We start from the raw sequence: 21,478 nt of genomic DNA on the forward strand, positions 1-21,478 counted from the left end.
AAGCATTACTTTTAAGCAGCACTTTCAACTGGCTTATACCAGCTCTTAGACGCACTATCAAATCTAAACCCACAAGCTTTAATAGCATCTTTATATGCGTATTGGTTATTTCCAGTTACAACTAAAAATCCATTTTGCTCGATTACATCAAGTCCTAGATTGTAAAGTGGTTGATATTCATACTGGTCGAATGATTGATTGTTTTGAAAAGAGTTTTGTTGTGGTGGATTATTATGCTGATTATTTGGATTTTGATTTACATTTCTACTATTTTGATTTTGCACTTGCTGTTGTGTTGTTTGATTTTGAGTCTGATTTTGTCTAGCTGTTTGTTGCTGATTTCCAACACCTTTAAAGTTTGTATTAGTAGAATGGCTTTGATTATAGTTTGGTTTTTGCTGTTGATTTTGATTAGCTTGATAAGAACTATCTTGATTTTGATGATTTCTTGTTTTATCATAAAGACTATTTCCAAACTGATTACCAAAGCTTCTCATGGCTCGTTTAAGTGCATCTGTTACAGCTTCTTTTCCTGCGTTTTCATGTGCATCAGCTAGAGTTTTTGCAACTCCATTTCCAAATCCTACATCTTGTCTTGAAATTGATTTTGTATGATTTTCATCTTTTATTATTAGTTTTACAACAGCTTTATAGCAAACTACAAAGTTTTGATTATGATTTTGTTCTTGGCTTACTTGATTTAAAGATGAGATTAAATAAGACCAATTTCCATATCCAAAAATTATATTTGCTGTTTCAATCACATCAAATCCCTCTATATAGGATAAAGATACATTTCCTTTTTCTCTTGTTTTTATTCTATTACTATCTAGTTCTTTGTTTAGAACTTCTATTTGATTTTTATTAAACATTATAATTTCCTCCTTATGCTACTAATTTTTCATCTTCATTTTCTATTTCTTGCTCAATAACCAAAATTTCATCGGTTTCTACAGTTTGAGTATTATTTACAGATGTTCTTTTTATATTAACTTTTATTTTTGCTGGAGATGAAATTGTAATTGGTGTAACTTCTACAAATTTCTTTAACTCTTTTTTTCCCTCTTTAGTTTTTAAAGCTTTTTCTACAGCTTCTAAATCAACTGAAAATTTCACATAGCCTAAGTTAATTAGTGCATCTTCATTTTTGATGATGATTTCATCTTTTGTTTTAGTTGTTGGGTTTGTTAGTGTTAAAGAACTAATTATATTTCCATCAATTCTATCAATTCCATTTGCTAGGAAGATTTCAGCTACTTGAACTTTGGCGATTTCTAAAGCATTTGATAACTTTTTCTTTAAAGCTTGAAGTTCAGATATATCAGATGAGAGGGTATCAATCTTTGATTTGATTTCATTTAGAGATAATCCAATATAATCTGCTCTTTGATAGTATGGCTTTGTTGTATCTTGTAAAACTGATTTTAGATAATCTTTGAAGTGAGAATTTATTTTATTCTCACTAAGGTATTCTATTTGGGTTTGTAATTGGTAATTTACTAATTTCATTGATTATTCCTTTTTGTTTTTTATTAAGCAGCTAATGCCATAGAGTTATAATCTGAATCTTTAATTTGTGCTATTTTTTCAGCAATATCCCAAAGTCCTTTATTAACTTGGGTATCTTTACTTATAGAAGTGATTTCTTTACTTGTAAATCTTCTTTTTGTATCTTTATTTATTCCTTGAATATTTCCTCTTATTAGATTCTCTTGTATTACATTTAGAACTGTGTAAAGGTCATCTTTATAATCTTGCATTCTATGGGGAATTAATAAATCTTTATGGTTAATTTCAAGGTGTTCTTCAAATCGAAGAGGAATTGAAGATTTTGCGAAGGATTCTTTTTCATTTTGATTTAGTTTAATTGATTCTAATTTTTCTATTTTTTGCATAAGTTTATCTTTAATAGAGGTGATATTAGCAACTGCATTAGCTACATCATTATCTCTTTCTCCAAGATGTTTAATTTTATAAGCTTCAAATACATTATCAGAGATAACTAATCCATTTGCACAAACAAATCTAAAAATACCTGCACTGATTGAAAAAGCTTTAGTTCTATCATGAGAGTTAAAAAGTAAAAGTTCAACTGCATTATCTTTTGGATTAAGTAAATCTTCAAAATGCCTGAATCTAACGCAATGCTGTTGGAAGCCTTCTTTTTCATTGTCTCTTACATTTGCTACATTTACATTAACTGGATACCAGTTATGAAGTCTAATTTCTTCAATTACATCAATAGTTGGGATAAAGTGATATTTATCACTTACATCAAAGTGTGGTTCATTTGTAAATAAAGTTGGTGCTTTACTTCTTAATTCATTATTATTTAGGGGTTTTATTGGGTTTACTGACATGGGTTTTCCTTTTTTATTTTTATTTTTTTAATTAATCTTCTAAATCTTTGATTACATCTTTAACTGCTGATGCAACTGCTATAACTACTGTTAATACTGCTAATGGTGACATTTTAAGCTCCTTGAATTGGTCTAAACCAAAAATTATTCATTGGTTTTAAAACAGTTATAAAAAGAAACTCATCATTTTTTAAAGATTTTTTATTTCTCTCAAAACTATCTTTTATTTTTAAAAAAAGTTTAGTTCTATAGCTATTCACTAACTTTTGATTAATTGTTTTTGGAATAGTAGAGACACTATCTATAGAACGATTTAATCTTCTCATTTCATCTCCTCATAGTCTTTAATTTACAAGTGCTTATTCGCTCTTGTCTATAAAAATGATATGTGATTGAATGTTTTTGGAAGTGAAGATTTTAAATAAAAATAGTGGCTTTGAGAGTAATCTCAAAGCCACTATTTTATAAAAATCTTTTTGTAAATTTTTTCTATTTGGTTTATCGATAGGTCAGTATTTTTAGATATTTTTTTAATATCTAATTCCTTTAAATTTAGTTTTAATAAATTTGTAGCTATTTTTATTTTTATATTTAGTTCTGTTTGATTGAAATTTAAATCATAAACTCTAATATTCCCATTTTTTTTAGTACCTCCTATTACTCCTATATATTTAAGAGTTACTGTTTTACTTGAAATATTTAATATATTACTTAGTATTTCTCCTATTTTTTTCTCACTTACTAAAAAATTTACATTAACCAACCTATATAATTTTTGTATAAAAGCTGCGATTAAAATATTTCTTTTGTAATAGACTTCTAAAAAATATTCCAAATCTTCTTTATTAAATTTAATATATTTATCATTTATAGATTTTAAAATATTCTCTCTATCATCTATAAATTTTCTAAGATTTTCTCTACTATATTTGAGTATTTTCTCTAAATTAATTGGTTTTACTAAACTATATTTTATTTCATTACAAATAGTAATGTTTTTTGTTTCAATAGCAAAAATTAATTTTTTTATACTATCTTCATCTTCTATAAAAATAAATCCATCTTTAATACTTTTTTTAATTAAATTTGGGAAAGCATCAATATTATTAGTAATTGGTATAATTGAATTTTTAAATTTTACACTATAATCTGTATCTTTATAATTTAATTTTATAAAATCAATTTTTGAATAGAGAGGTTTATTAACATAATAAATGCTTAAATCTCTAATAAATATAGTTTCCTCATTATCTCTTGCATTAAAGGCATTCTCTAGCCAATTTTGTATTTTGTTATCTTTCATATTTTATCCCCTGTCGTTTGTTTTGATATAACGCGTTATAACACGTTATCGTAATATATTTCGTACTTATAACAAGTAGTCTATTTTGTTCTAAAGAGTTCAAACTTGAACTCTTTTTTGATTTGATTTCATCCATTTTATAGATCCTTTAAATAAAATGGTACTAAAACGAAACACTCTTTTTGTTCATCTTCTATTAGAAAATATTGAATATTTTGAGTAGAAAATAAGTTAAAATTAAATTTTTGCAACTCTCTTAATAATTCTGAATTTGTACTAAAATTTCTTGAACCATAAAGAGTTTTAAATGCAGGAAGCAAATTTTCAACTCTAAAAATATTATGTTGTAAATCAAAAATTATTTCATTTCTTAATTTTATTTTACTACTATCAACTATCGTATTAAAAAGACTATAGTTTCTTAATTTTATTGCTTCTGCAAACTCAATTATATTTTGTTGGATTTTTGTTAGCTTTATTACTCTTTGTGGATTTTTTGATGTTTGATATTTATAAATCAAATCATCTTTTTCAGGAGTATTCAAAGCTGTATTGGCATACTTGTTATTAATTTGATAATTTTTAAGATACACAGCAAATAATTCTAGCTCATTTTTTATAGAAGCGGACAAAGCTTCATAGCTTCCAAAACCTAAAAAATTACAATGAGATAAATTACCACCTGTACTAAACACAGTGAACCTTCTGTCGCTAGGCTCAATTTCTAAAGCATATAATTCATTTGAAGTAATTAAAACTTGACCATAAATAGCTGTCTCTTTTTCTAAATTTTTAAACTTTTTTTCAGCTGTAATACTTGTATTAGTTACTAAAGCTTTTAAAAAGTTTTTTGTACTAGATGATGAACTTTTGTTAACAGAAATTTCATCTAGATTAAAAAATATAGTATCTTCAACAAGAGCACCTTTATAATTTGTATTTAAACTTTTATCATTTATTGTTTTTACAAAATCTTCACCAAAAAGTGGCTTTATTACTTCATTAAAAAAAATTCCTTTTCCAGCTCCCTGTTCTCCTAAAAGAACAAGAGCTACTTGTGATTTTTTAAGTCCTTGAAAGAAATAAGCTAACCAATTAATTATCCAATATAATCTTTGTCTATCATAATTAACTACATGAAGAATTAGATTACCAATGGCACTATTTTCCAAATGGAAATTCAATTCTTGCTTCAATTCATACTCTAGTAACATATAAACTGATGGTTTAAACTTATTTAACTTATATGTACTATTATTTTGTAATATAAACTCCTCTTTACTAAAAGGATCAAATATATCCTCTGTAACAAGTTTTAAATCTTCTGGACTTATTTTTAGCTTTTCTCCTATATAATATTCATGTGATGATTTATTTTTATCTTTAAAATCCGATAAATCAGAATCCTCTCCTGTAATATTTAGAAATATATTTTCCAAAGATTTATAGTCTTTTGTAATAATATATGGCTCATTTCTCGATAACCTATAATTTATATATCCTTTTTTATCAAGATACATAGAGATACCTCTAATATTTAAAATATTTAAAGCTAACTTATCACTATTTTTTAACCAATTGTTATAATTAAAAGAATTTTTATTATTCATTTTTATACTCCTATTAAAATATAATTTTGAAGCAAATTGCTTAACACGAATCTTGAAACATTTCTTAATAGATATTTTTATATTTCACCTCCACAATAAAATCTTTTTTATTATTCATTTATTGCCCTCCTTGAGAGTATTGTTCTTTTTATCATCAGTTTGAACCTCCTATAAAATTTACAATTTCATCAAGTGTAAAAAATATTCCACCACCAATTCGTTTTTCTCTTAAATACCCTTCTTTTCTAAGTCTATCAAGAGTAGAAATTGATACTCCAATTTCTTGAGAAGCTTCTTTTTTATTTAACAGTAATTTTTTATGTCTATTTTGGATTTCTATTTTAAGTTGTTCCATAAATCTCCTTTGAAAGTTTAATTTATGAAACAGTACAAGAAAAATTGATAAGTATATTTAGGATAAATTATACTAATTTATCCTAAATATTGATTTTAAGGGCTCTCTTGAAGAGTTTTAAGAAAGAAAATTTAATCTAAATTATATTTTTAAACTTACATTCTTCAATATATTCTTTCATAAGAGAGTGTAACCCTCTAATTTTGCTTATCTCAAGATTTGTAATTTTTTGTATTTCTATATCTAAATATACTTTACTAAATAAAGATAAATTCTTTTTTAATAATTTATTAATTTTATCTTTTTCACCTTTTTTTCTTTCCTTTGTTTCAAAGTTTGGACTTTTCTCTACTTTTTTTATATTTATTGCAGCTTCATCTTCTAATTTTTTAATTAAGTTATTAAACTTGTTTCCTATCATATGGTATAAATCATAGATGTAAAACGCATCTGCATAATCTTTATTTCTTATTTGTTTATTCTTTAATGCTATATTCTTTGATTTCCTAACTGCTTCTGTCTTTTCAATTTCTATATCAAAAATCTCAGAAAATGACTTAATTTTAGTAGCATTGTTTTGTATATTTAAAATTATTGAATTTACTTCATCTGAAGATACATTTGGATTTATAGTACTTGTTACTCTTTTTGAATTAATAAATTTTAGTTTTGGCAAAATTGGTTTAATTATTGTTTCCCTAAAATATGCATCTAGTGTTTCATCTTCAGATAATGAAAGTACAAATTCTTTATCTAATAGTTCTAGTGGAAATGGATTCTCTGATAATGAAACTACTTTTTTAGTTCCAAAAGTTACAACTGGAATTCCCAACAAATTTAGATTATTTTCTATAAAATCATCATCCACACTATTTAATTTCTCTGTTCTTGATTTAGGTAAAAAGTAGATTAAGTTATCAACCCTCTTAAAATACTGTTGATTTTTTTCATATTCAGATAATAATATATAATCCTCTTCATTTGTAACTGAACTAATTATTTTTGCAAAAAGTCGTATTGCATCGATATTTTTAGCATCTTCATTGCTAATGATTTTATAATTTGTAGGTAGTATCAAAACATATAACTCATTTTTTTTTAAATAGAAATCTATTACCCTTCTAAGTCCATTATCAACATCACTTATAAATGGTGGATTTAATATTAAACTCTCATTATTAACATTACCTAAAACTTCACCAATTTTTTCATTAATATATGGATGATATGCTATCAATTTCAATTTGTCTTTTGCATCAAATCCAAATTTTTTTATTAATATAAACTGAAGTTCTTTATATTTTTTTTCATTTTCTATTAAGCTATTATTTTCGATTCCCGATTCAACAACTTCAAGATACCAAATAATTTTTTTAAATTCCTTATTTCTAATTATCATTTCTAACAACAGATTATTAGTTAAATTATGTTCTTCTAATTCTTCTATATTTTTATATCTTTTATTATCTCGTGTAGGTATTTCAATAGATATATGCTCCTTTAATGCATTCATTAATGTTCTAACACCAGCTTCTTTTGCATTTTTCTCTATATCATATTTATAATCTTCCCATAAAAAAAAATTTCTAACAATATCAAAATATTGTTCACCAATATCATCTGGTAAACTATCTATATATTTTTGTAACATAAATATCCTTATTGCTTTTTTATTAATAATAACTATTTTTTATTTAAAATATACAGAACAACAACTTATGCTTATATATAATTATGCCACTTATAGCATAGTAGTAGTATAAAGGATTTAACATGACTAGATTAGAATTAATACAAAAAATAGAAAAAACAAATTAATATCAGTATAGAGAATCTTGCAAAACTTAGTAATTTAGGTATTAGAACTGTAAATAGATTTTTTGCAGGTGAAGATGTAAAACTAAGTACCATAGAAAAAATTACAAATTTACTTGGTCTTGATTTTGCAGGAAATGAAGTAATACCTTTAAAAGAGTTAGAAAAACAAAGAGCAAAGGCAAAAGCTTTGTTTATGGCTTCTTTAGTTCAAAGTACATCAGCTTTAGAAGTTCAGGGATTAAAAAAAGATTCTTTAAATAAAATAATAAATAAATTTGAAAAAGAATTTTTAGTGGGTCAATATAGAAATAGATTGTGGGTTGCATAAATTTTACAAACTTTAAAACATATTAACTAATTACTCATAGTTGTCATTTTGACATATTCTTATAAAAATGTTAAACTTCCAGATAACAAAGGAGTTAACATGGAAATTACCAATACAATATTTGAAACCCTATTAACAAAGAATAATTTTAAGAAAAAAGATTTTGCTGATTATTCAAAGATTCCCTATGACACCGTTGTTGGTTGGAAGAAAAAAGGATATATTCCTCCTTATGCTATGGTTATATTAAAAGATATGATTTATAGAAAAAAACTTGATGAACAAACAGAACAATTATTTAAAAGAAATATACAACCAACAACAATTCAGAATTATAATTTAACTAAAATAGAAGAGAATAAGTTAAAAGCTGTATTTTGGGGGACTAACTTTACAACAGAGGACATATTAAAAGGGATTAAAGAGAAAAATCAAAAGATTTTAAAAAAGATTGAAGAAAATCTACCTTCAAATATACAAAAACAAATCTTAGGTAAATTAAATTATGCATAGGGATAATTGGGACGATGTATTTGAAAATCAAGATAAAATACTAAAACAATTAAAACCTCTTGAAGATGAATTATTTTTAGCAGGTGGTACAGGATTACAAAGATTCGTACTACCTCAAGCTTACAGACACTCAGAAGATTTAGATTTCTTTTTTACTAACTTAAAAACAAAAGAAGAGATAGATAATATAAAAAATAATATCTTAGAATTAATGTTACAAATTCCTGAAGTAAAACTTGAAAATATAAAATGGATAAAAGATGAAAAAGCTTATAGAATGTTTTATAGTTTTAAAGAAAATGATGAGATTATAAAAATTGAACTTTTGAATTTTACTTGTTGTAGATTGAAAGATTTTTCATTTATAAATAGTGATATTTTTAGAACTGAAAACTTATATAATCTTCTGTTATACAAATTAAAAGCTTTGTGCGATAGACCTGATACAATAAAAGATCTTTTTGATTTATATTTTATATTAAGAGAATTAGAAGAAGTTAATATTAAAACTTTGATAGAAGATATAAATGAAAAATTTGAAGATGCCATTGGAATAAAATACTCTAAAGAAAATATTATCTCTTCTTTAAATCATAAATTAGATTGGGATATTGAAATTGGTGAGCATATAAAACATTTACACGGATTAAAACTTGAAATTGATTTATTTCAGAGTGAATTAAAAAATGCTTTTCTTCAAGATGATATTCTTGATTTTTCTTATAATTCAAAAATAGGGAAAAAAGCTTTAGAATTTGATTTAGATAAAAATGATTATATAGATGCTATTGAAGATAATCAATTTATAGTAGAAGAATGGAAAAAATATTTTCAAAATTAAACTAAAGTTTGATTCCCAATTGCGGGATCGAACCGCAGTCCTGAAATACAAATAAAAGACTTTTAAAATACAAATATATTACGATATAATGAAACATCCTATTACATGGATTCAATTTAAAAAATAGTCTTTTTTTACTCAGGTTACTAATAGGTTACTAAAGCTTTTAAAAAACAAACCTTAAAGTGGCTCAAATAACGATTATGTAGAGATATACAAAAAAATAGCTTCAAATCCCGCACATCTCCACCAACACTAAACACCCTAAATTAGGGGCTTCATTTTTAAATTAATTCGTTAAGTATCTCACTAATGTATCACACTAATTTTTTAATGTAGTATACTAATAAAAACGTTAAATTATGTAAACAAAAAAGACAACATTAAAATAGTTAAAAATTGATAAAAAATCTTATTTTAATAAAATTATTAAATAAACGGTATAACTGGTAGGATTTTATGGGAATCGAACTCATAACCTTTATATACCATTTTATCTATATTTTCAAATTATTTAACAAAAAAAGAAAGATAATAAATGGTATTTAAGGGCACTAAATTGTTAAATTATTGCCATTTGGAAGTATATTATTATTTATAATATGGTTATGTAATTCTGTAAAATTAAAAGCTCTCAGATTATTATGTTGAGACAAAGAATTTATGATATCTGGAATTGTTTGAAAATAAGAACCTATCACTCTATTAACTTCTCTTATTGATGCATCGTTAGTTATCGCATTTGCTGTTCTAACAAAATTCAATATCTTATAAAAATATCCGAAAGGGTTAACATCATTATGAGCTATAAATAAATTTATAGCATTTTCTAATTGTTTATTTATTATTGGTCTTTGGTTATTCACATTATTATTTTGTTGATTATTATTCACATTATTATTTTGTTGATTATTATTCATCAAAATATTAAATATAGGCAAGGCATTTTGGTTAGTTAATTGTAAAAACTCATTAGCACAATGAATACCAACATTAAAATATCCATTATCATTAGGATTTAATTTATTTTTATATGAAAAGACATAATATGAATCAGTTAAAGCCGGTCCACAGCAATTCTGTTTTGTTTGATTTGATAGTAATTGTATATGAGAGATAGGAATCAAATCATATTCATTTACAATATTTTGTCTATTATTTATACTCGAACGGTTACTACAATCTTCTATTGGCATAAAATATTCCTTTTATTAATTTTATTTGACAATTTCAATTTTACTTTCTACATCAGCTTTTAATCTTAAAATATCTCCAACAATCAAATAAGTATATATTACATATCTATCCGCTTCATCTTGCGTAGATATAACTTTATGAGAACCTTTTTGAACAGCATTAAAAAGACTATCTAATCTTTCTCCTATATATTTAAGATTTGAACCTACAATTTCTTCAAATCTACTTGAATCTGAATGTTCTTCTATATAAGCAATCAACCTATTTATATATTGTTCTACACCTAAACTAATTTTTTTACCATTAGGTAATTCTTTTGGTTCTCTGGCAGGATAAATTTTATCTGCTAAATCTTGTAGAATTCTTCTACAACTGTGAACAGCATTTGACCAATCTTCATCATTTTCAGATAATAAATTTGAATAAACTGATGTAAATTTTTTAATAGTTTCAGGAAGGATATCCATCATTGCTGAATCAACTTTTAATTGTGTTCTTGTAAAAATATCACTATTAAAATTTGAATATTTTAATTCATAATTTTTTTCTAAAACATAATCATAAATATAAGATTTACGAGAAGCAATAATTTCTGAATTATTACTAATTATATCTCTTAAAGATTTTCTTTCTAAACCATTACCAATAGGAGCATAAACATTTTGATAAGGATTAGAAGATGATACAGATACATCAGCATCTTTTGAAACATATATACTTTCTTTCGCACTTAATAATTCATTCTCATACTGTTCTATTGATTTTCTATGAGCATATTCTTTTAATTCATTATCTTTTTCTTTTTTAAAATAGGTTCTGTTAGATTTTTGTAATAAACTAAATATATCAGGATTTATTCCATTTGGTGTACTTGGATATCCACTCGCTTCATATTGAAATATTTTTTGTTTTTCAAAATCATCTAATAACCTTGCTAATCTTGATGTTTTTAAAGCAATATTTGAAAGTGAAATTTCATTTAATTCTATATTAGATAAGATTTCTTCACTTAATTGTAATGCTTGGTCTAATACATTATTTTTCATTATATCTCCATATAAAATAATATTTTTATTATATTATTATTTCCTGATACTTTTTATTAAATAAGATAAAAGGCAACAGAAAAACGGCAGAGCCATTTTTCTTTATGCCAACTATTTGTTAATCCAAGACCTAAAATATTTAATCATTGAATTTTGAATATCTTGACTTAAATAAGGAGTTTGAAGTAATATCTTTTCACTTGTTAAACCGTCCTTGAATATAATTCTACCTTTTGGAAAATCTTGGACTCTTGTTCTTGTTATTTCTTCTATTTCCTCTTGTAATCCTATTGAATTGTTAATATTAAATTGACTGGAAGTTCTTAATAAAAAAGAGCCTTGAAGATTTGTTAATACATTCGTTGGAATATTTGTTGAATCTATCTTTTGGCTAAAAATCAATAATAAAACTTTTGAAGCTCTACCTTTTTGACCTATTTCTATTAAATTGTTAAAAATCTGTTCTTTTAATTTCTTATCATAATGTGTTGCTATTGTTCCAATTTCGTCTATTAAGCAAATTCTATATTTTCCTTGATAAATTAAATCGCCTTTTTCTTTCATTTGGGCAAATCTATTATTCATTTCATTTTTAAGTTCTTCAAGGAGTTTATCAACTTGTTCAAGGTTATCTGTAAAACTGGTATTATTTAGCTTATAACGGCTTAATTCTACACCTTTAAGGTCTATAAAATCTAATTTATCTATATAATTAAAATTATGAAGTAATGAGAAGATTATCATATTTAAAAAATTAGATTTTCCTGCTCCACTTTCTCCAACAGTAATACAAGAAGTTAAATTTTCAAGAGGTAAAAAATAAGCACCATTTTTTGAATGCCCAAGATATATTTTTTTATCTTTTAATAGTTCTATATGCCAATTAAATTTTAAAGGTAATTTATAAAGCCTTATAGCTATCTCCTTTTTATTATGGGCTTTAATTTCAAACTCTACTTCATTTTTATCTTCATATCCTAATAAATGGATAATTTTGTCTTTTGAGTCAATATACATCTTTTTATCTATTGCTAAACGATTTTTAAAAAAGTAGGTATTAGTTTTTTTATCATATTTTTTAAATTTATCTAAAAATATTTTGCTCTCTTTTTGTTCGTCTGCTACTCTGTTATAAAGGGATAAAGAATAAGGAAGTAATATAAATCTATGATATTTTAAAAAGTATATTGTTCTCTCTATTAGAATAATTGAAGCACCAATAATAAAATAGTATTGGTATTTTTCTATAAGTTCAGCATTAAGCACTGCTCCATTTTCAATAATATAAATTATTGAAAATAGACCCCAAATTAAAACAGCCAGATATTTAATTAAATCTTGGCTAAATAACTTGAATAAGTGAAACATTTCATTTTAACTCTTTATGAAATTTAATAGTATTTATTTGAGAATAGTATAAATTTCCATTTACTGAACTTATTGAAACAGGAATTGATACAACTGCATCTTTTTCAAGTTTTAAAATATCTTCTTCTTTTAGAATTTTAACTTTTATTATTTCCATTCCTTTACTTTCACTTTCCATTAAAAATTGTGCGTATATAGTTTTTTTATTTTCATAAGATTTTTCTAAAATTGATATAATTTTTCCATTGATTGATATATTCGTCATAATTTGTTTTCTCCTTTTTAATTTTGTAATTTGATAAATTTTTGTTTAGTATAAATTTCTTCATTTTTATAGCTAATCCTTAAAGTTTTAATTTTGTAATACTTATCTTTTTTTTCACTTATAAGTTTTACTTTAAACATAGAACTTTTTTCTCCTACCCTTGTAATTTTTCTATCATTTCCCTTTTGAATAGTTTTTTCAATAGAAAAATTATCTTGAAAGAAAAGATATATTGGAAGCCCTAATTTTTGGACTTCTAAATCTATTTTTTCTTTCATTGAAACAATATTATCATCACTTTTAAAATTAATCTTATTTTTTTCAATAAATGAAACGGATGTATAAATTTTTTTATACACCATAACATTCAAAGGTAATAATGAAGAAGTTAAAACTCTTATTTTATGAAATCTTTTCCAACCGTCTAAAACTCTTGCTTTAAAAATATCACTTCCATTATTTAGGTCTTTAATAATATATTTTAATAGGTATTTTGAAGCGTAATTAACATTATCTTTAAAAGCTACTTCTTCTAAATCAGTTCTATCTAATTTAAAATGTTCAACTACTCTTTTATAAGTTCCTTTTATATGGTCTAATTTTTCATAAGGGAAATATAACACTAAATGTAAATGGGGAATCATTGTTGAATGATTTTCAATAGCCTTGATATAATATAATTCTGCTCCAACATAATTTTTAATTCTTTTATAAAATGTTTGATAAATGTTATTAAGTTCTTTATATCCACAAGAAACAGATTCTTTTAAACTACTAAATATAAAATCTTTGTTATCTTCAACATATAATCTACCTTTTGGAGTTGCCACACTTCTAAACGGATGGTATTGGCTTGGTAATGTTAAAGTTATGAAAACACTACAATATTCTTTTCTTCTTGCTAATTCTTGGATTGTTAAGGCTCTTTGTTCTGTAATCCTGGAATATTCCTTATATTTCTTTTCAAAATCATAATTTATTGATAAAGTTTCTTTTTTTGATAAATTTATAAATTTATGATGTTCCAAATAAGATTTTTGTTTTTGTTCTTTTTCTATTGAATGTTGATAATAGAGTTTTATATTTTCTTGAAGTTCTGCGTAGAGTTTTGAATGTTTTTGTAGTTTTTTTGAATAGTATCCTTTCATATTTTTCTCCCTTGGTCTTTACAACATATAAAACCTTGGAGAAAAAATCGGACGTTTTTATTTTAAGTTTTTAAAATTATATTAATTTTATTTATTTCTTTATATTCAACTTTTTCCAAAATTTCATATAAGAAATCAGGCTCAAAATACCTATTCCCGTATCTATTAAATAATTCTGAATCAGTAGCTCCACTATGCCCCATTAAACTTTCCCCTCTCTTATCTTTTAAAGATTCTGGAATATGTTTAATTTTATTAGCAAAACTATGCCGTAATGAATAAAATGATTTTCTATCTATATCTTTAAAATTAAGTTTTTTAAGTTTTGTATTAAATGTATCTTCACAACGCCTAACAGTATTTTTTATATTTTGCTTAATATCTAAATTTTCTTCTTCATTAACAAATATAAAATTATGCTTATCTTCTTTTCTTTGATTTACAAACTCTAAAAATTTTAAATTCTTTATAAATACATCCGTAAGGGGAAGTTTTCTTTTAGTATTTTTAGTCTTCTCTTTTTTTACTTCATTTAGATTTATATCTTCACTTGTATTCTCCGTTGAAACACTTAAATAATAAATTGTATTTCCCTTTTTATCTGTTGTATGTTGTAAATCATTTACCATCAATTGACCAGCTTCGATAGGTCTAATACCTAAAAACATTGTTAAAAAAATTCCATAAACTTTAAGAGGGTCATTTTTTAATGTAAAAAGAAGTTTATTATTCAAATAATCAAATTCATTAAAAATGATTTGTATTTCTTCATCCGATAAAGGTAATCTTTCAAGACTTGAATCACTTTTGATTCTATATCGTTGTAGCACTATTCCATCCAAAGGCGATTCAAATTTATATTTGGCTGAACAAAACTCTATAAAATTTGTTATTTGTTCAAAATGTTTATTTTGTGTTCCAAGTCCAATTACTTTATGGTCTTTATGTTCTAATCTAAAAACATTATTAGCTCTATCTTTTAGTATATTTTCCATAAATTCAACTTGCTTATGAATATCTAAATCTCGTGTAAGTTTCTTTTTATTCCTATTAGCAGGTAGAAAAGAAATTAAATGTTCAAGTTTTTCCAAATCTTTTGTTGTTAATTGGCTCAATTTTTTATTAGGGAATGCCTCATTAATAAGATAATAGCTTGGCACATAATCTTTTTTTGTATCTTCTATTATTTTTTGTTTTTTGATTAAATGATTTACATACATATCAACCATTATTTCAAAACTATCTTCTTTAATTTTCTTTTTCTTTGGCTCTACAAACTACTTGATTTTTATTTTTCTTATGTTTATCAATTGATTCTTCAACACTATATCCCTCAAATTTTGATAAATCAGCTTTTAAAACTTCTCCATAGTATTTAAACAATTTCCAATAAAACTCTTTTATTTCTCTTAATTCATTTAGTTCATTTTCATTTATTTTTGAAATAGGTATAACTTGATTTTCAACATAATCTTTGATTTCTTGAAAATCTCTTTTTTTATCTAATTTATTATGTTTTTTTAAATGATATAAAACAGCTTTTTTTGTGCTACCTTCATAAATTTCATTATCAATTTCAACACTATTTTTATGATGTCTTAATTCTTCCAATTCACTATATTCTTCAATAGAGTCTTGAAGATAATTAAATAAAATTTCGTCCATTTTTGAAGAAGTCATTACTATCCCCATTTTAAAGTATTCATTAGCCCAATAATTCAATAAACTTGCTAATTGTTTGGCAGTAGTATAACATTTCGTTTGTAATGATTTTCTAATAATCTGATTTTTATTTGTTGATAGTTCTTTGTTTACTTTTTTATGAAAATAGTAAACTCCGTTTCGTCTTTGTAGATAGTTCAATTTTAGCCCTTTGGTAGCACACAAAAGTAGCACACCAAACGAAAATCAAAAATTCAAACCCTTATTTATGGTATTTAGGAGATTTTTTCCGTTCGGGAAACACATCTCCACTAACAATGAAATACAGATAAAATCTCACTTATAAATGATGCTTCAAAGATATAAATCCAAAAAAAGAACTTTTATGGCATATAGATAAAGAAAGTCAGTATGCTTCTTATGAATATGAAGAATTACTAAAAAGACATGGAATAATTCAAGGTATCAGTCGAAAAGAAAATTGTAATGATCTTGTACTTTCACTCTCTTCGAGAATGCAGTTACAGAAAGTTTTTTCCATACATTAACTAAATTGATATATCATGAGATTTATCATATAAAAGAATAAGCAAAAAGATCTATATTTGAATATATAGAAGTATTTTATACTAGAGAAAGAAGTCATAATGCAAATAATAATTTATCACCTGTCGAGTTTGAAGAAAAACAAAAATTGATACAAAAGGAAGGTAGAAATTTCATTGTCAATCTGATAAAATAATATCAAGAATTGACACAGATTTTCTAACACTCTCTAAGCATCCCATCATTAGTAGAAATATATTTCTTTTCATCTGTTATCCTATTCTTTTACTTTCTCTACCCATTTTAAATCTTTACTCCATTTTACTTTTTCTACATAATCTTTTTGTTCTGCTGTTAAATCTCCTGGGTAATCATTAAAATGACAGAAAAAAGTTCTTTTACAAACTTTTTCTAGATAATCAAACATATCTTTATTTATCTCTATACCTACTATTTCTATCCAATTTAATGGCTCTGACACTCTTACATCCATTGAGTATCTATTTTTAGGAACTTTTTTATTATCTTCTATAATATATGACTCTTCATTTATTGCATAATATATATTCTTATCTCCATTTGGCAAATCATAACAAATTGGATCTCCCCATTTATGACATTCATGTGTTCTTAATTTCTCAAGAGTTCTTTTATATTCATTTGGTACTGCTTCTATACTCAAATCATTTACTCCTCCGATATAAAAAGACAAATTCCATCTATAATACATATCACTTTTAGCTGGATATATTACTTCATGATTCTCTGGCATTCTTGCGTAGTAGTATTTATATGTTGTTTGAGGATTAAAGGTTTCTGTAATATTTCTTCTACAAGTATCGTATTTAGAATATTTTTCATTATGAATCTTTCTTTCTTTCTTCCACTGTTCTACACTTATATCTCTACTAGATGGACTAAAAGTAGAAGGTACCCATTCCCCACACTCTTTATAATCTGGATCCATCCCCAAGGGATTCCTCCCTATTTTCCAGTAAGCAGTAAATGGTATATCTGCAGGAACTTTTTGTACATCTTTATTACGCTCTTTATCTATTAGATCAAGACTAAAACTAATTCTTTCTGTATCTCTTATCATATAACCACCATTATTTTTATCATATCTTAATGGTTCAAAGTAAGTTGTTGTTGTATAGGTTCCTTTATTTGATTCAAATGGCGAGCATCCTATTATTAAACTTTGAATTATTACAAGTAGAAATATATTTCTTTTCATCTGTTATCCTATTCTTTTACTTTCTCTACCCATTTTAAATCTGTACTCCATTTTACTTTTTCTACATAATCTTTTTGTTCTGCTGTTAAATTTCCTGGGTAATCACTAAAATGACAAACTTGTGAGTCTTCACAAACTTTTTCTAGATAATCAAACATATCTTTATTTATCTCTATACCTACTATTTCTATCCAATTTAATGGCTCTGACACTCTTACATCCATTGAGTATCTATTTTTAGGAACTTTTTTATTATCTTCTATAATATATGATTCTTCATTTATTGCATAATATATATTCTTATCTCCATTTGGCAAATCATAACAAATTGGATCTCCCCATTTATGACATTCATGTGTTCTTAATTTCTCAAGAGTTCTTTTATATTCATTTGGTACTGCTTCTATACTCAAATCATTTACTCCTCCGATATAAAAAGACAAATTCCATCTATAATACATATCACTTTTAGCTGGATATATTACTTCATGATTCTCTGGCATTTTTGCGTAGTAGTATTTATATGTTGTTTGAGAATTGAAGTTATTGTATATTTTATCGCTACAAGTATCGTATTTAGAATATTTTTCATTATGAATCTTTCTTTCTTTCTTCCACTGTTCTACACTTATATCTCTACTAGATGGAGTAAAAATACTAGATACCCACTCCCCACACTCTTTATAATCTGGATCCATCCCCAAGGGATTCCTCCCTATTTTCCAGTAAGCAAGAAATGGTATATCTGCAGGAACTTTTTGTACATCTTTATTACGCTCTTTATCTATTAGATCAAGACTAAAACTAATTCTTTCTGTATCTCTTATCATATAACCACCATTATTTTTATCATATCTTAATGGTTCAAAGTAAGTTGTTTTTGTATAACTCCCTTTATTTGATTTTAATGCTGTACATCCTGTCATAAAACTTATAATTAGTAGTAAAAATATATTTCTTTTCATCTGTTATCCTATTCTTTTACTTTCTCTACCCATTTTAAATCTTTACTCCATTTTACTTTTTCTACATAATCTTTTTGTTCTGCTGTTAAATCTCCTGGGTATTCATTAAAATGCATAGAAAACGTGTATCTATTCTCACCCTTTTCTAGATAATCAAACATATCTTTATTTATCTCTATACCTACTATTTCTATCCAATTTAATGGCTCTGACACTCTTACATCCATTGAGTATCTATTTTTAGGAACTTTTTTATTATCTTCTATAATATATGATTCTTCATTTATTGCATAATATATATTCTTATCTCCATTTGGCAAATCATAACAAATTGGATCTCCCCATTTATGACATTCATGTGTTCTTAATTTCTCAAGAGTTCTTTTATATTCATTTGGTACTGCTTCTATACTCAAATCATTTACTCCTCCGATATAAAAAGACAAATTCCATCTATAATACATATCACTTTTAGCTGGATATATTACTTCATGATTCTCTGGCATTTTTGCGTAGTAGTATTTATATGTTGTTTGAGAATTGAAGTTATTGTATATTTTATCGCTACAAGTATCGTATTTAGAATATTTTTCATTATGAATCTTTCTTTCTTTCTTCCACTGTTCTACACTTATATCTCTACTAGATGGAGTAAAAATACTAGATACCCACTCTCCACACTCTTTATAATCTGGATCCATCCCCAAGGGATTCCTCCCTATTTTCCAGTAAGCAAGAAATGGTATATCTGCAGGAACTTTTTGTACATCTTTATTACGCTCTTTATCTATTAGATCAAGACTAAAACTAATTCTTTCTGTATCTCTTATCATATAACCACCATTATTTTTATCATATCTTAATGGTTCAAAGTAAGTTGTTGTAGTATAGGTTCCTTTATTTGATTCAAATGGCGAGCATCCTATTATTAAACTTTGAATTATTACAAGTAGAAATATATTTCTTTTCATCTGTTATCCTATTCTTTTACTTTCTCTACCCATTTTAAATCTTTACTCCATTTTACTTTTTCTACATAATCTTTTTGTTCTGCTGTTAAATCTCCTGGGTATTCATTAAAATGCATAGAAAACGTGTATCTATTCTCACCCTTTTCTAGATAATCAAACATATCTTTATTTATCTCTATACCTACTATTTCTATCCAATTTAATGGCTCTGACACTCTTACATCCATTGAGTATCTATTTTTAGGAACTTTTTTATTATCTTCTATAATATATGATTCTTCATTTATTGCATAATATATATTCTTATCTCCATTTGGCAAATCATAACAAATTGGATCTCCCCATTTATGACATTCATGTGTTCTTAATTTCTCAAGAGTTCTTTTATATTCATTTGGTACTGCTTCTATACTCAAATCATTTACTCCTCCGATATAAAAAAACAAATTCCATCTATAATACATATCACTTTTAGCTGGATATATTACTTCATGATTCTCTGGCATTCTTGCGTAGTAGTATTTATATGTTGTTTGAGAATTGAAGTTATTGTATATTTTATCGCTACAAGTATCGTATTTAGAATATTTTTCATTATGAATCTTTCTTTCTTTCTTCCACTGTTCTACACTTATATCTCTACTAGATGGAGTAAAAATACTAGGTACCCACTCCCCACACTCTTTATAATCTGGATCCATCCCCAAGGGATTTCTTCCTATTTTCCAGTAAGCAGTAAATGGTATATTTGCAGGAACTTTTTGTACATCTTTATTACGCTCTTTATCTATTAGATCAAAACTAAAACTACTTCTTTTTGTATCTCTTATCATATAACCACCATTATTTTTATCATATCTTAATGGTTCAAAGTAAGTTGTTGTTGTATAGGTTCCTTTATTTGATTTTAATGGCGAGCATCCTATTATTAAACTTTGAATTATTACAAGTAGAAATATATTTCTTTTCATCTGTTATCCTATTCTTTTACTTTCTCTACCCATTTTAAATCTTTACTCCATTTTACTTTTTCTACATAATCTTTTTGTTCTGCTGTTAAATCTCCTGGGTAATCACTAAAATGACAAACTTGTGAGTCTTCACAAACTTTTTCTAGATAATCAAACATATCTTTATTTATCTCTATACCTACTATTTCTATCCAATTTAATGGCTCTGACACTCTTACATCCATTGAGTATCTATTTTTAGGAACTTTTTTATTATCTTCTATAATATATGATTCTTCATTTATTGCATAATATATATTCTTATCTCCATTTGGCAAATCATAACAAATTGGATCTCCCCATTTATGACATTCATGTGTTCTTAATTTCTCAAGAGTTCTTTTATATTCATTTGGTACTGCTTCTATACTCAAATCATTTACTCCTCCGATATAAAAAAACAAATTCCATCTATAATACATATCACTTTTAGCTGGATATATTACTTCATGATTCTCTGGCATTCTTGCGTAGTAGTATTTATATGTTGTTTGAGAATTGAAGTTTTCTGTTACATTATCTGTACATGCTCTGTATAAATCAAATTTTTCAAAATATTCTTCCATCTCTTTTTCTCTATACTCTTCTCCTAATTCTAATTTATACTTCGCTAATCTTGGCTTCTCCCCACACTCTTTATAATCTGGATCCATCCCCAAGGGATTTCTCCCTATTTTCCAGTAAGCAGTAAATGGAGTCCATGTATGAAGTTTTTGTACATCTTTTTTATTCTCTTTATCTGTTGGATCAAAACTAAAAACAACATGTTTTGTATTATTTTCACTGACAACTAAATGTCCTCCATTCTCTTTATCATATCTTATTGGTTCCAAATAAGTTGTTGTTGTATAACTCCCTTTATTTGATTCAAATGGTGAGCATCCTATTATTAAACTTTGAATTATTACAAGTAGAAATATATTTCTTTTCATCTG

The 21,478-nt window shown here is 25.4% G+C and carries 23 protein-coding genes; 3 read left to right on the forward strand and 20 right to left on the reverse strand.

From position 1 onward, the window contains the following. Positions 1-11 precede the first annotated feature (11 nt). The 8 genes from ADFLV_RS11185 to ADFLV_RS11220 form a co-directional block, all read right to left on the reverse strand. Positions 12-872 carry a Rad52/Rad22 family DNA repair protein gene (locus ADFLV_RS11185; RefSeq protein WP_129011258.1) on the reverse strand — a complete coding sequence of 287 codons (861 nt, stop codon included), beginning with the start codon at positions 870-872 and terminating at the stop codon, positions 12-14. 13 nt (positions 873-885) lie between these two features. Beyond that, positions 886-1,509 (reverse strand): hypothetical protein, encoded by a 624-nt coding sequence (locus ADFLV_RS11190; protein ID WP_129011259.1) that lies wholly within the window; start codon positions 1,507-1,509, stop codon positions 886-888. A gap of 23 nt (positions 1,510-1,532) precedes the next feature. Continuing rightward, complete coding sequence (locus ADFLV_RS11195) at positions 1,533-2,360, reverse strand: DUF932 domain-containing protein (protein WP_129011260.1); 828 nt, start codon at positions 2,358-2,360, stop codon at positions 1,533-1,535. Between the two features lie 113 nt (positions 2,361-2,473). After that, positions 2,474-2,686: a hypothetical protein gene (locus ADFLV_RS11200; protein ID WP_129011261.1), complete on the reverse strand. Its 213-nt coding sequence runs from the start codon at positions 2,684-2,686 to the stop codon at positions 2,474-2,476. Positions 2,687-2,817: 131 nt separating this feature from the next. After that, complete coding sequence (locus ADFLV_RS11205) at positions 2,818-3,663, reverse strand: hypothetical protein (protein ID WP_129011262.1); 846 nt, start codon at positions 3,661-3,663, stop codon at positions 2,818-2,820. 137 nt (positions 3,664-3,800) lie between these two features. Further along, entirely contained in the window at positions 3,801-5,273 is a 1,473-nt protein-coding gene (locus ADFLV_RS11210; RefSeq protein ID WP_129011263.1) for a primase-helicase family protein, read from the reverse strand. A gap of 154 nt (positions 5,274-5,427) precedes the next feature. Beyond that, on the reverse strand, positions 5,428-5,628 hold the full coding sequence (locus ADFLV_RS11215; protein ID WP_129011264.1) for a helix-turn-helix transcriptional regulator: 201 nt from the start codon (positions 5,626-5,628) through the stop codon (positions 5,428-5,430). 136 nt (positions 5,629-5,764) lie between these two features. After that, complete coding sequence (locus ADFLV_RS11220) at positions 5,765-7,279, reverse strand: hypothetical protein (protein WP_129011265.1); 1,515 nt, start codon at positions 7,277-7,279, stop codon at positions 5,765-5,767. Positions 7,280-7,639: 360 nt separating this feature from the next. On the opposite strand from ADFLV_RS11220, the gene ADFLV_RS15255 reads away from it, so the two are divergent. The 3 genes from ADFLV_RS15255 to ADFLV_RS11235 all read left to right on the forward strand — a co-directional run bounded on the left by ADFLV_RS15255 (position 7,640) and on the right by ADFLV_RS11235 (position 9,128). Then, the gene (locus tag ADFLV_RS15255) at positions 7,640-7,774 is read left to right on the forward strand and encodes a hypothetical protein (protein ID WP_268812260.1); all 135 of its coding nucleotides are present in this window, start codon (positions 7,640-7,642) and stop codon (positions 7,772-7,774) included. A 99-nt stretch (positions 7,775-7,873) separates the two neighbouring features. Continuing rightward, a complete protein-coding gene (locus ADFLV_RS11230; protein ID WP_129011266.1) occupies positions 7,874-8,287 on the forward strand; it encodes a hypothetical protein in 414 nt (137 codons plus the stop codon). Further along, a complete protein-coding gene (locus ADFLV_RS11235; RefSeq protein WP_129011267.1) occupies positions 8,280-9,128 on the forward strand; it encodes a nucleotidyl transferase AbiEii/AbiGii toxin family protein in 849 nt (282 codons plus the stop codon). Before ADFLV_RS11230 ends, ADFLV_RS11235 begins: the two co-directional genes overlap by 8 nt. A 554-nt stretch (positions 9,129-9,682) precedes the next feature. On the opposite strand, the gene ADFLV_RS11240 is transcribed toward ADFLV_RS11235, so the two are convergent. From ADFLV_RS11240 to ADFLV_RS11295, 12 genes are all read right to left on the reverse strand, one after another. Then, entirely contained in the window at positions 9,683-10,324 is a 642-nt protein-coding gene (locus tag ADFLV_RS11240) for a hypothetical protein (protein ID WP_129011268.1), read from the reverse strand. 21 nt (positions 10,325-10,345) lie between these two features. Then, entirely contained in the window at positions 10,346-11,371 is a 1,026-nt protein-coding gene (locus tag ADFLV_RS11245) for an AbiTii domain-containing protein (RefSeq protein WP_164968511.1), read from the reverse strand. Positions 11,372-11,482: 111 nt separating this feature from the next. Then, a complete protein-coding gene (locus ADFLV_RS11250; protein WP_129011269.1) occupies positions 11,483-12,739 on the reverse strand; it encodes an FtsK/SpoIIIE domain-containing protein in 1,257 nt (418 codons plus the stop codon). 1 nt (position 12,740) lies between these two features. Beyond that, entirely contained in the window at positions 12,741-13,004 is a 264-nt protein-coding gene (locus tag ADFLV_RS11255; RefSeq protein ID WP_129011270.1) for a hypothetical protein, read from the reverse strand. A gap of 17 nt (positions 13,005-13,021) precedes the next feature. Then, positions 13,022-14,152 (reverse strand): replication endonuclease, encoded by a 1,131-nt coding sequence (locus tag ADFLV_RS11260; protein ID WP_129011271.1) that lies wholly within the window; start codon positions 14,150-14,152, stop codon positions 13,022-13,024. A gap of 62 nt (positions 14,153-14,214) precedes the next feature. Next, positions 14,215-15,381 (reverse strand): site-specific integrase, encoded by a 1,167-nt coding sequence (locus tag ADFLV_RS11265; protein WP_129011272.1) that lies wholly within the window; start codon positions 15,379-15,381, stop codon positions 14,215-14,217. A gap of 19 nt (positions 15,382-15,400) precedes the next feature. Further along, complete coding sequence (locus ADFLV_RS11270) at positions 15,401-16,015, reverse strand: DUF6538 domain-containing protein (RefSeq protein ID WP_129011273.1); 615 nt, start codon at positions 16,013-16,015, stop codon at positions 15,401-15,403. Between the two features lie 622 nt (positions 16,016-16,637). Then, on the reverse strand, positions 16,638-17,597 hold the full coding sequence (locus tag ADFLV_RS11275; protein ID WP_172658799.1) for a hypothetical protein: 960 nt from the start codon (positions 17,595-17,597) through the stop codon (positions 16,638-16,640). A gap of 8 nt (positions 17,598-17,605) precedes the next feature. After that, the gene (locus ADFLV_RS11280) at positions 17,606-18,562 is read right to left on the reverse strand and encodes a hypothetical protein (protein ID WP_172658800.1); all 957 of its coding nucleotides are present in this window, start codon (positions 18,560-18,562) and stop codon (positions 17,606-17,608) included. A gap of 8 nt (positions 18,563-18,570) precedes the next feature. Then, entirely contained in the window at positions 18,571-19,533 is a 963-nt protein-coding gene (locus ADFLV_RS11285; protein WP_172658801.1) for a hypothetical protein, read from the reverse strand. Positions 19,534-19,541: 8 nt separating this feature from the next. Continuing rightward, positions 19,542-20,504 (reverse strand): hypothetical protein, encoded by a 963-nt coding sequence (locus ADFLV_RS11290; RefSeq protein WP_172658802.1) that lies wholly within the window; start codon positions 20,502-20,504, stop codon positions 19,542-19,544. Between the two features lie 8 nt (positions 20,505-20,512). Further along, the gene (locus ADFLV_RS11295) at positions 20,513-21,475 is read right to left on the reverse strand and encodes a hypothetical protein (RefSeq protein ID WP_172658803.1); all 963 of its coding nucleotides are present in this window, start codon (positions 21,473-21,475) and stop codon (positions 20,513-20,515) included. Positions 21,476-21,478: the final 3 nt, after the last annotated feature.

Origin of the sequence: Arcobacter defluvii, from assembly GCF_013201725.1 — a bacterium.
GTDB lineage: Bacteria > Campylobacterota > Campylobacteria > Campylobacterales > Arcobacteraceae > Aliarcobacter > Aliarcobacter defluvii.

What these genes read in the sequence shown, in the direction of transcription:
- ADFLV_RS11185 (WP_129011258.1), bottom strand. Translation starts at nt 872, where the DNA reads ATGTTTAATAAAAATCAAATAGAAGTTCTAAACAAAGAACTAGATAGT.
- ADFLV_RS11190 (WP_129011259.1), bottom strand. Translation starts at nt 1,509, where the DNA reads ATGAAATTAGTAAATTACCAATTACAAACCCAAATAGAATACCTTAGT.
- ADFLV_RS11195 (WP_129011260.1), bottom strand. Translation starts at nt 2,360, where the DNA reads ATGTCAGTAAACCCAATAAAACCCCTAAATAATAATGAATTAAGAAGT.
- ADFLV_RS11200 (WP_129011261.1), bottom strand. Translation starts at nt 2,686, where the DNA reads ATGAGAAGATTAAATCGTTCTATAGATAGTGTCTCTACTATTCCAAAA.
- ADFLV_RS11205 (WP_129011262.1), bottom strand. Translation starts at nt 3,663, where the DNA reads ATGAAAGATAACAAAATACAAAATTGGCTAGAGAATGCCTTTAATGCA.
- ADFLV_RS11210 (WP_129011263.1), bottom strand. Translation starts at nt 5,273, where the DNA reads ATGAATAATAAAAATTCTTTTAATTATAACAATTGGTTAAAAAATAGT.
- ADFLV_RS11215 (WP_129011264.1), bottom strand. Translation starts at nt 5,628, where the DNA reads ATGGAACAACTTAAAATAGAAATCCAAAATAGACATAAAAAATTACTG.
- ADFLV_RS11220 (WP_129011265.1), bottom strand. Translation starts at nt 7,279, where the DNA reads ATGTTACAAAAATATATAGATAGTTTACCAGATGATATTGGTGAACAA.
- ADFLV_RS15255 (WP_268812260.1), top strand. Translation starts at nt 7,640, where the DNA reads ATGGCTTCTTTAGTTCAAAGTACATCAGCTTTAGAAGTTCAGGGATTA.
- ADFLV_RS11230 (WP_129011266.1), top strand. Translation starts at nt 7,874, where the DNA reads ATGGAAATTACCAATACAATATTTGAAACCCTATTAACAAAGAATAAT.
- ADFLV_RS11235 (WP_129011267.1), top strand. Translation starts at nt 8,280, where the DNA reads ATGCATAGGGATAATTGGGACGATGTATTTGAAAATCAAGATAAAATA.
- ADFLV_RS11240 (WP_129011268.1), bottom strand. Translation starts at nt 10,324, where the DNA reads ATGCCAATAGAAGATTGTAGTAACCGTTCGAGTATAAATAATAGACAA.
- ADFLV_RS11245 (WP_164968511.1), bottom strand. Translation starts at nt 11,371, where the DNA reads ATGAAAAATAATGTATTAGACCAAGCATTACAATTAAGTGAAGAAATC.
- ADFLV_RS11250 (WP_129011269.1), bottom strand. Translation starts at nt 12,739, where the DNA reads ATGTTTCACTTATTCAAGTTATTTAGCCAAGATTTAATTAAATATCTG.
- ADFLV_RS11255 (WP_129011270.1), bottom strand. Translation starts at nt 13,004, where the DNA reads ATGACGAATATATCAATCAATGGAAAAATTATATCAATTTTAGAAAAA.
- ADFLV_RS11260 (WP_129011271.1), bottom strand. Translation starts at nt 14,152, where the DNA reads ATGAAAGGATACTATTCAAAAAAACTACAAAAACATTCAAAACTCTAC.
- ADFLV_RS11265 (WP_129011272.1), bottom strand. Translation starts at nt 15,381, where the DNA reads ATGGTTGATATGTATGTAAATCATTTAATCAAAAAACAAAAAATAATA.
- ADFLV_RS11275 (WP_172658799.1), bottom strand. Translation starts at nt 17,597, where the DNA reads ATGAAAAGAAATATATTTCTACTTGTAATAATTCAAAGTTTAATAATA.
- ADFLV_RS11280 (WP_172658800.1), bottom strand. Translation starts at nt 18,562, where the DNA reads ATGAAAAGAAATATATTTTTACTACTAATTATAAGTTTTATGACAGGA.
- ADFLV_RS11285 (WP_172658801.1), bottom strand. Translation starts at nt 19,533, where the DNA reads ATGAAAAGAAATATATTTCTACTTGTAATAATTCAAAGTTTAATAATA.
- ADFLV_RS11290 (WP_172658802.1), bottom strand. Translation starts at nt 20,504, where the DNA reads ATGAAAAGAAATATATTTCTACTTGTAATAATTCAAAGTTTAATAATA.
- ADFLV_RS11295 (WP_172658803.1), bottom strand. Translation starts at nt 21,475, where the DNA reads ATGAAAAGAAATATATTTCTACTTGTAATAATTCAAAGTTTAATAATA.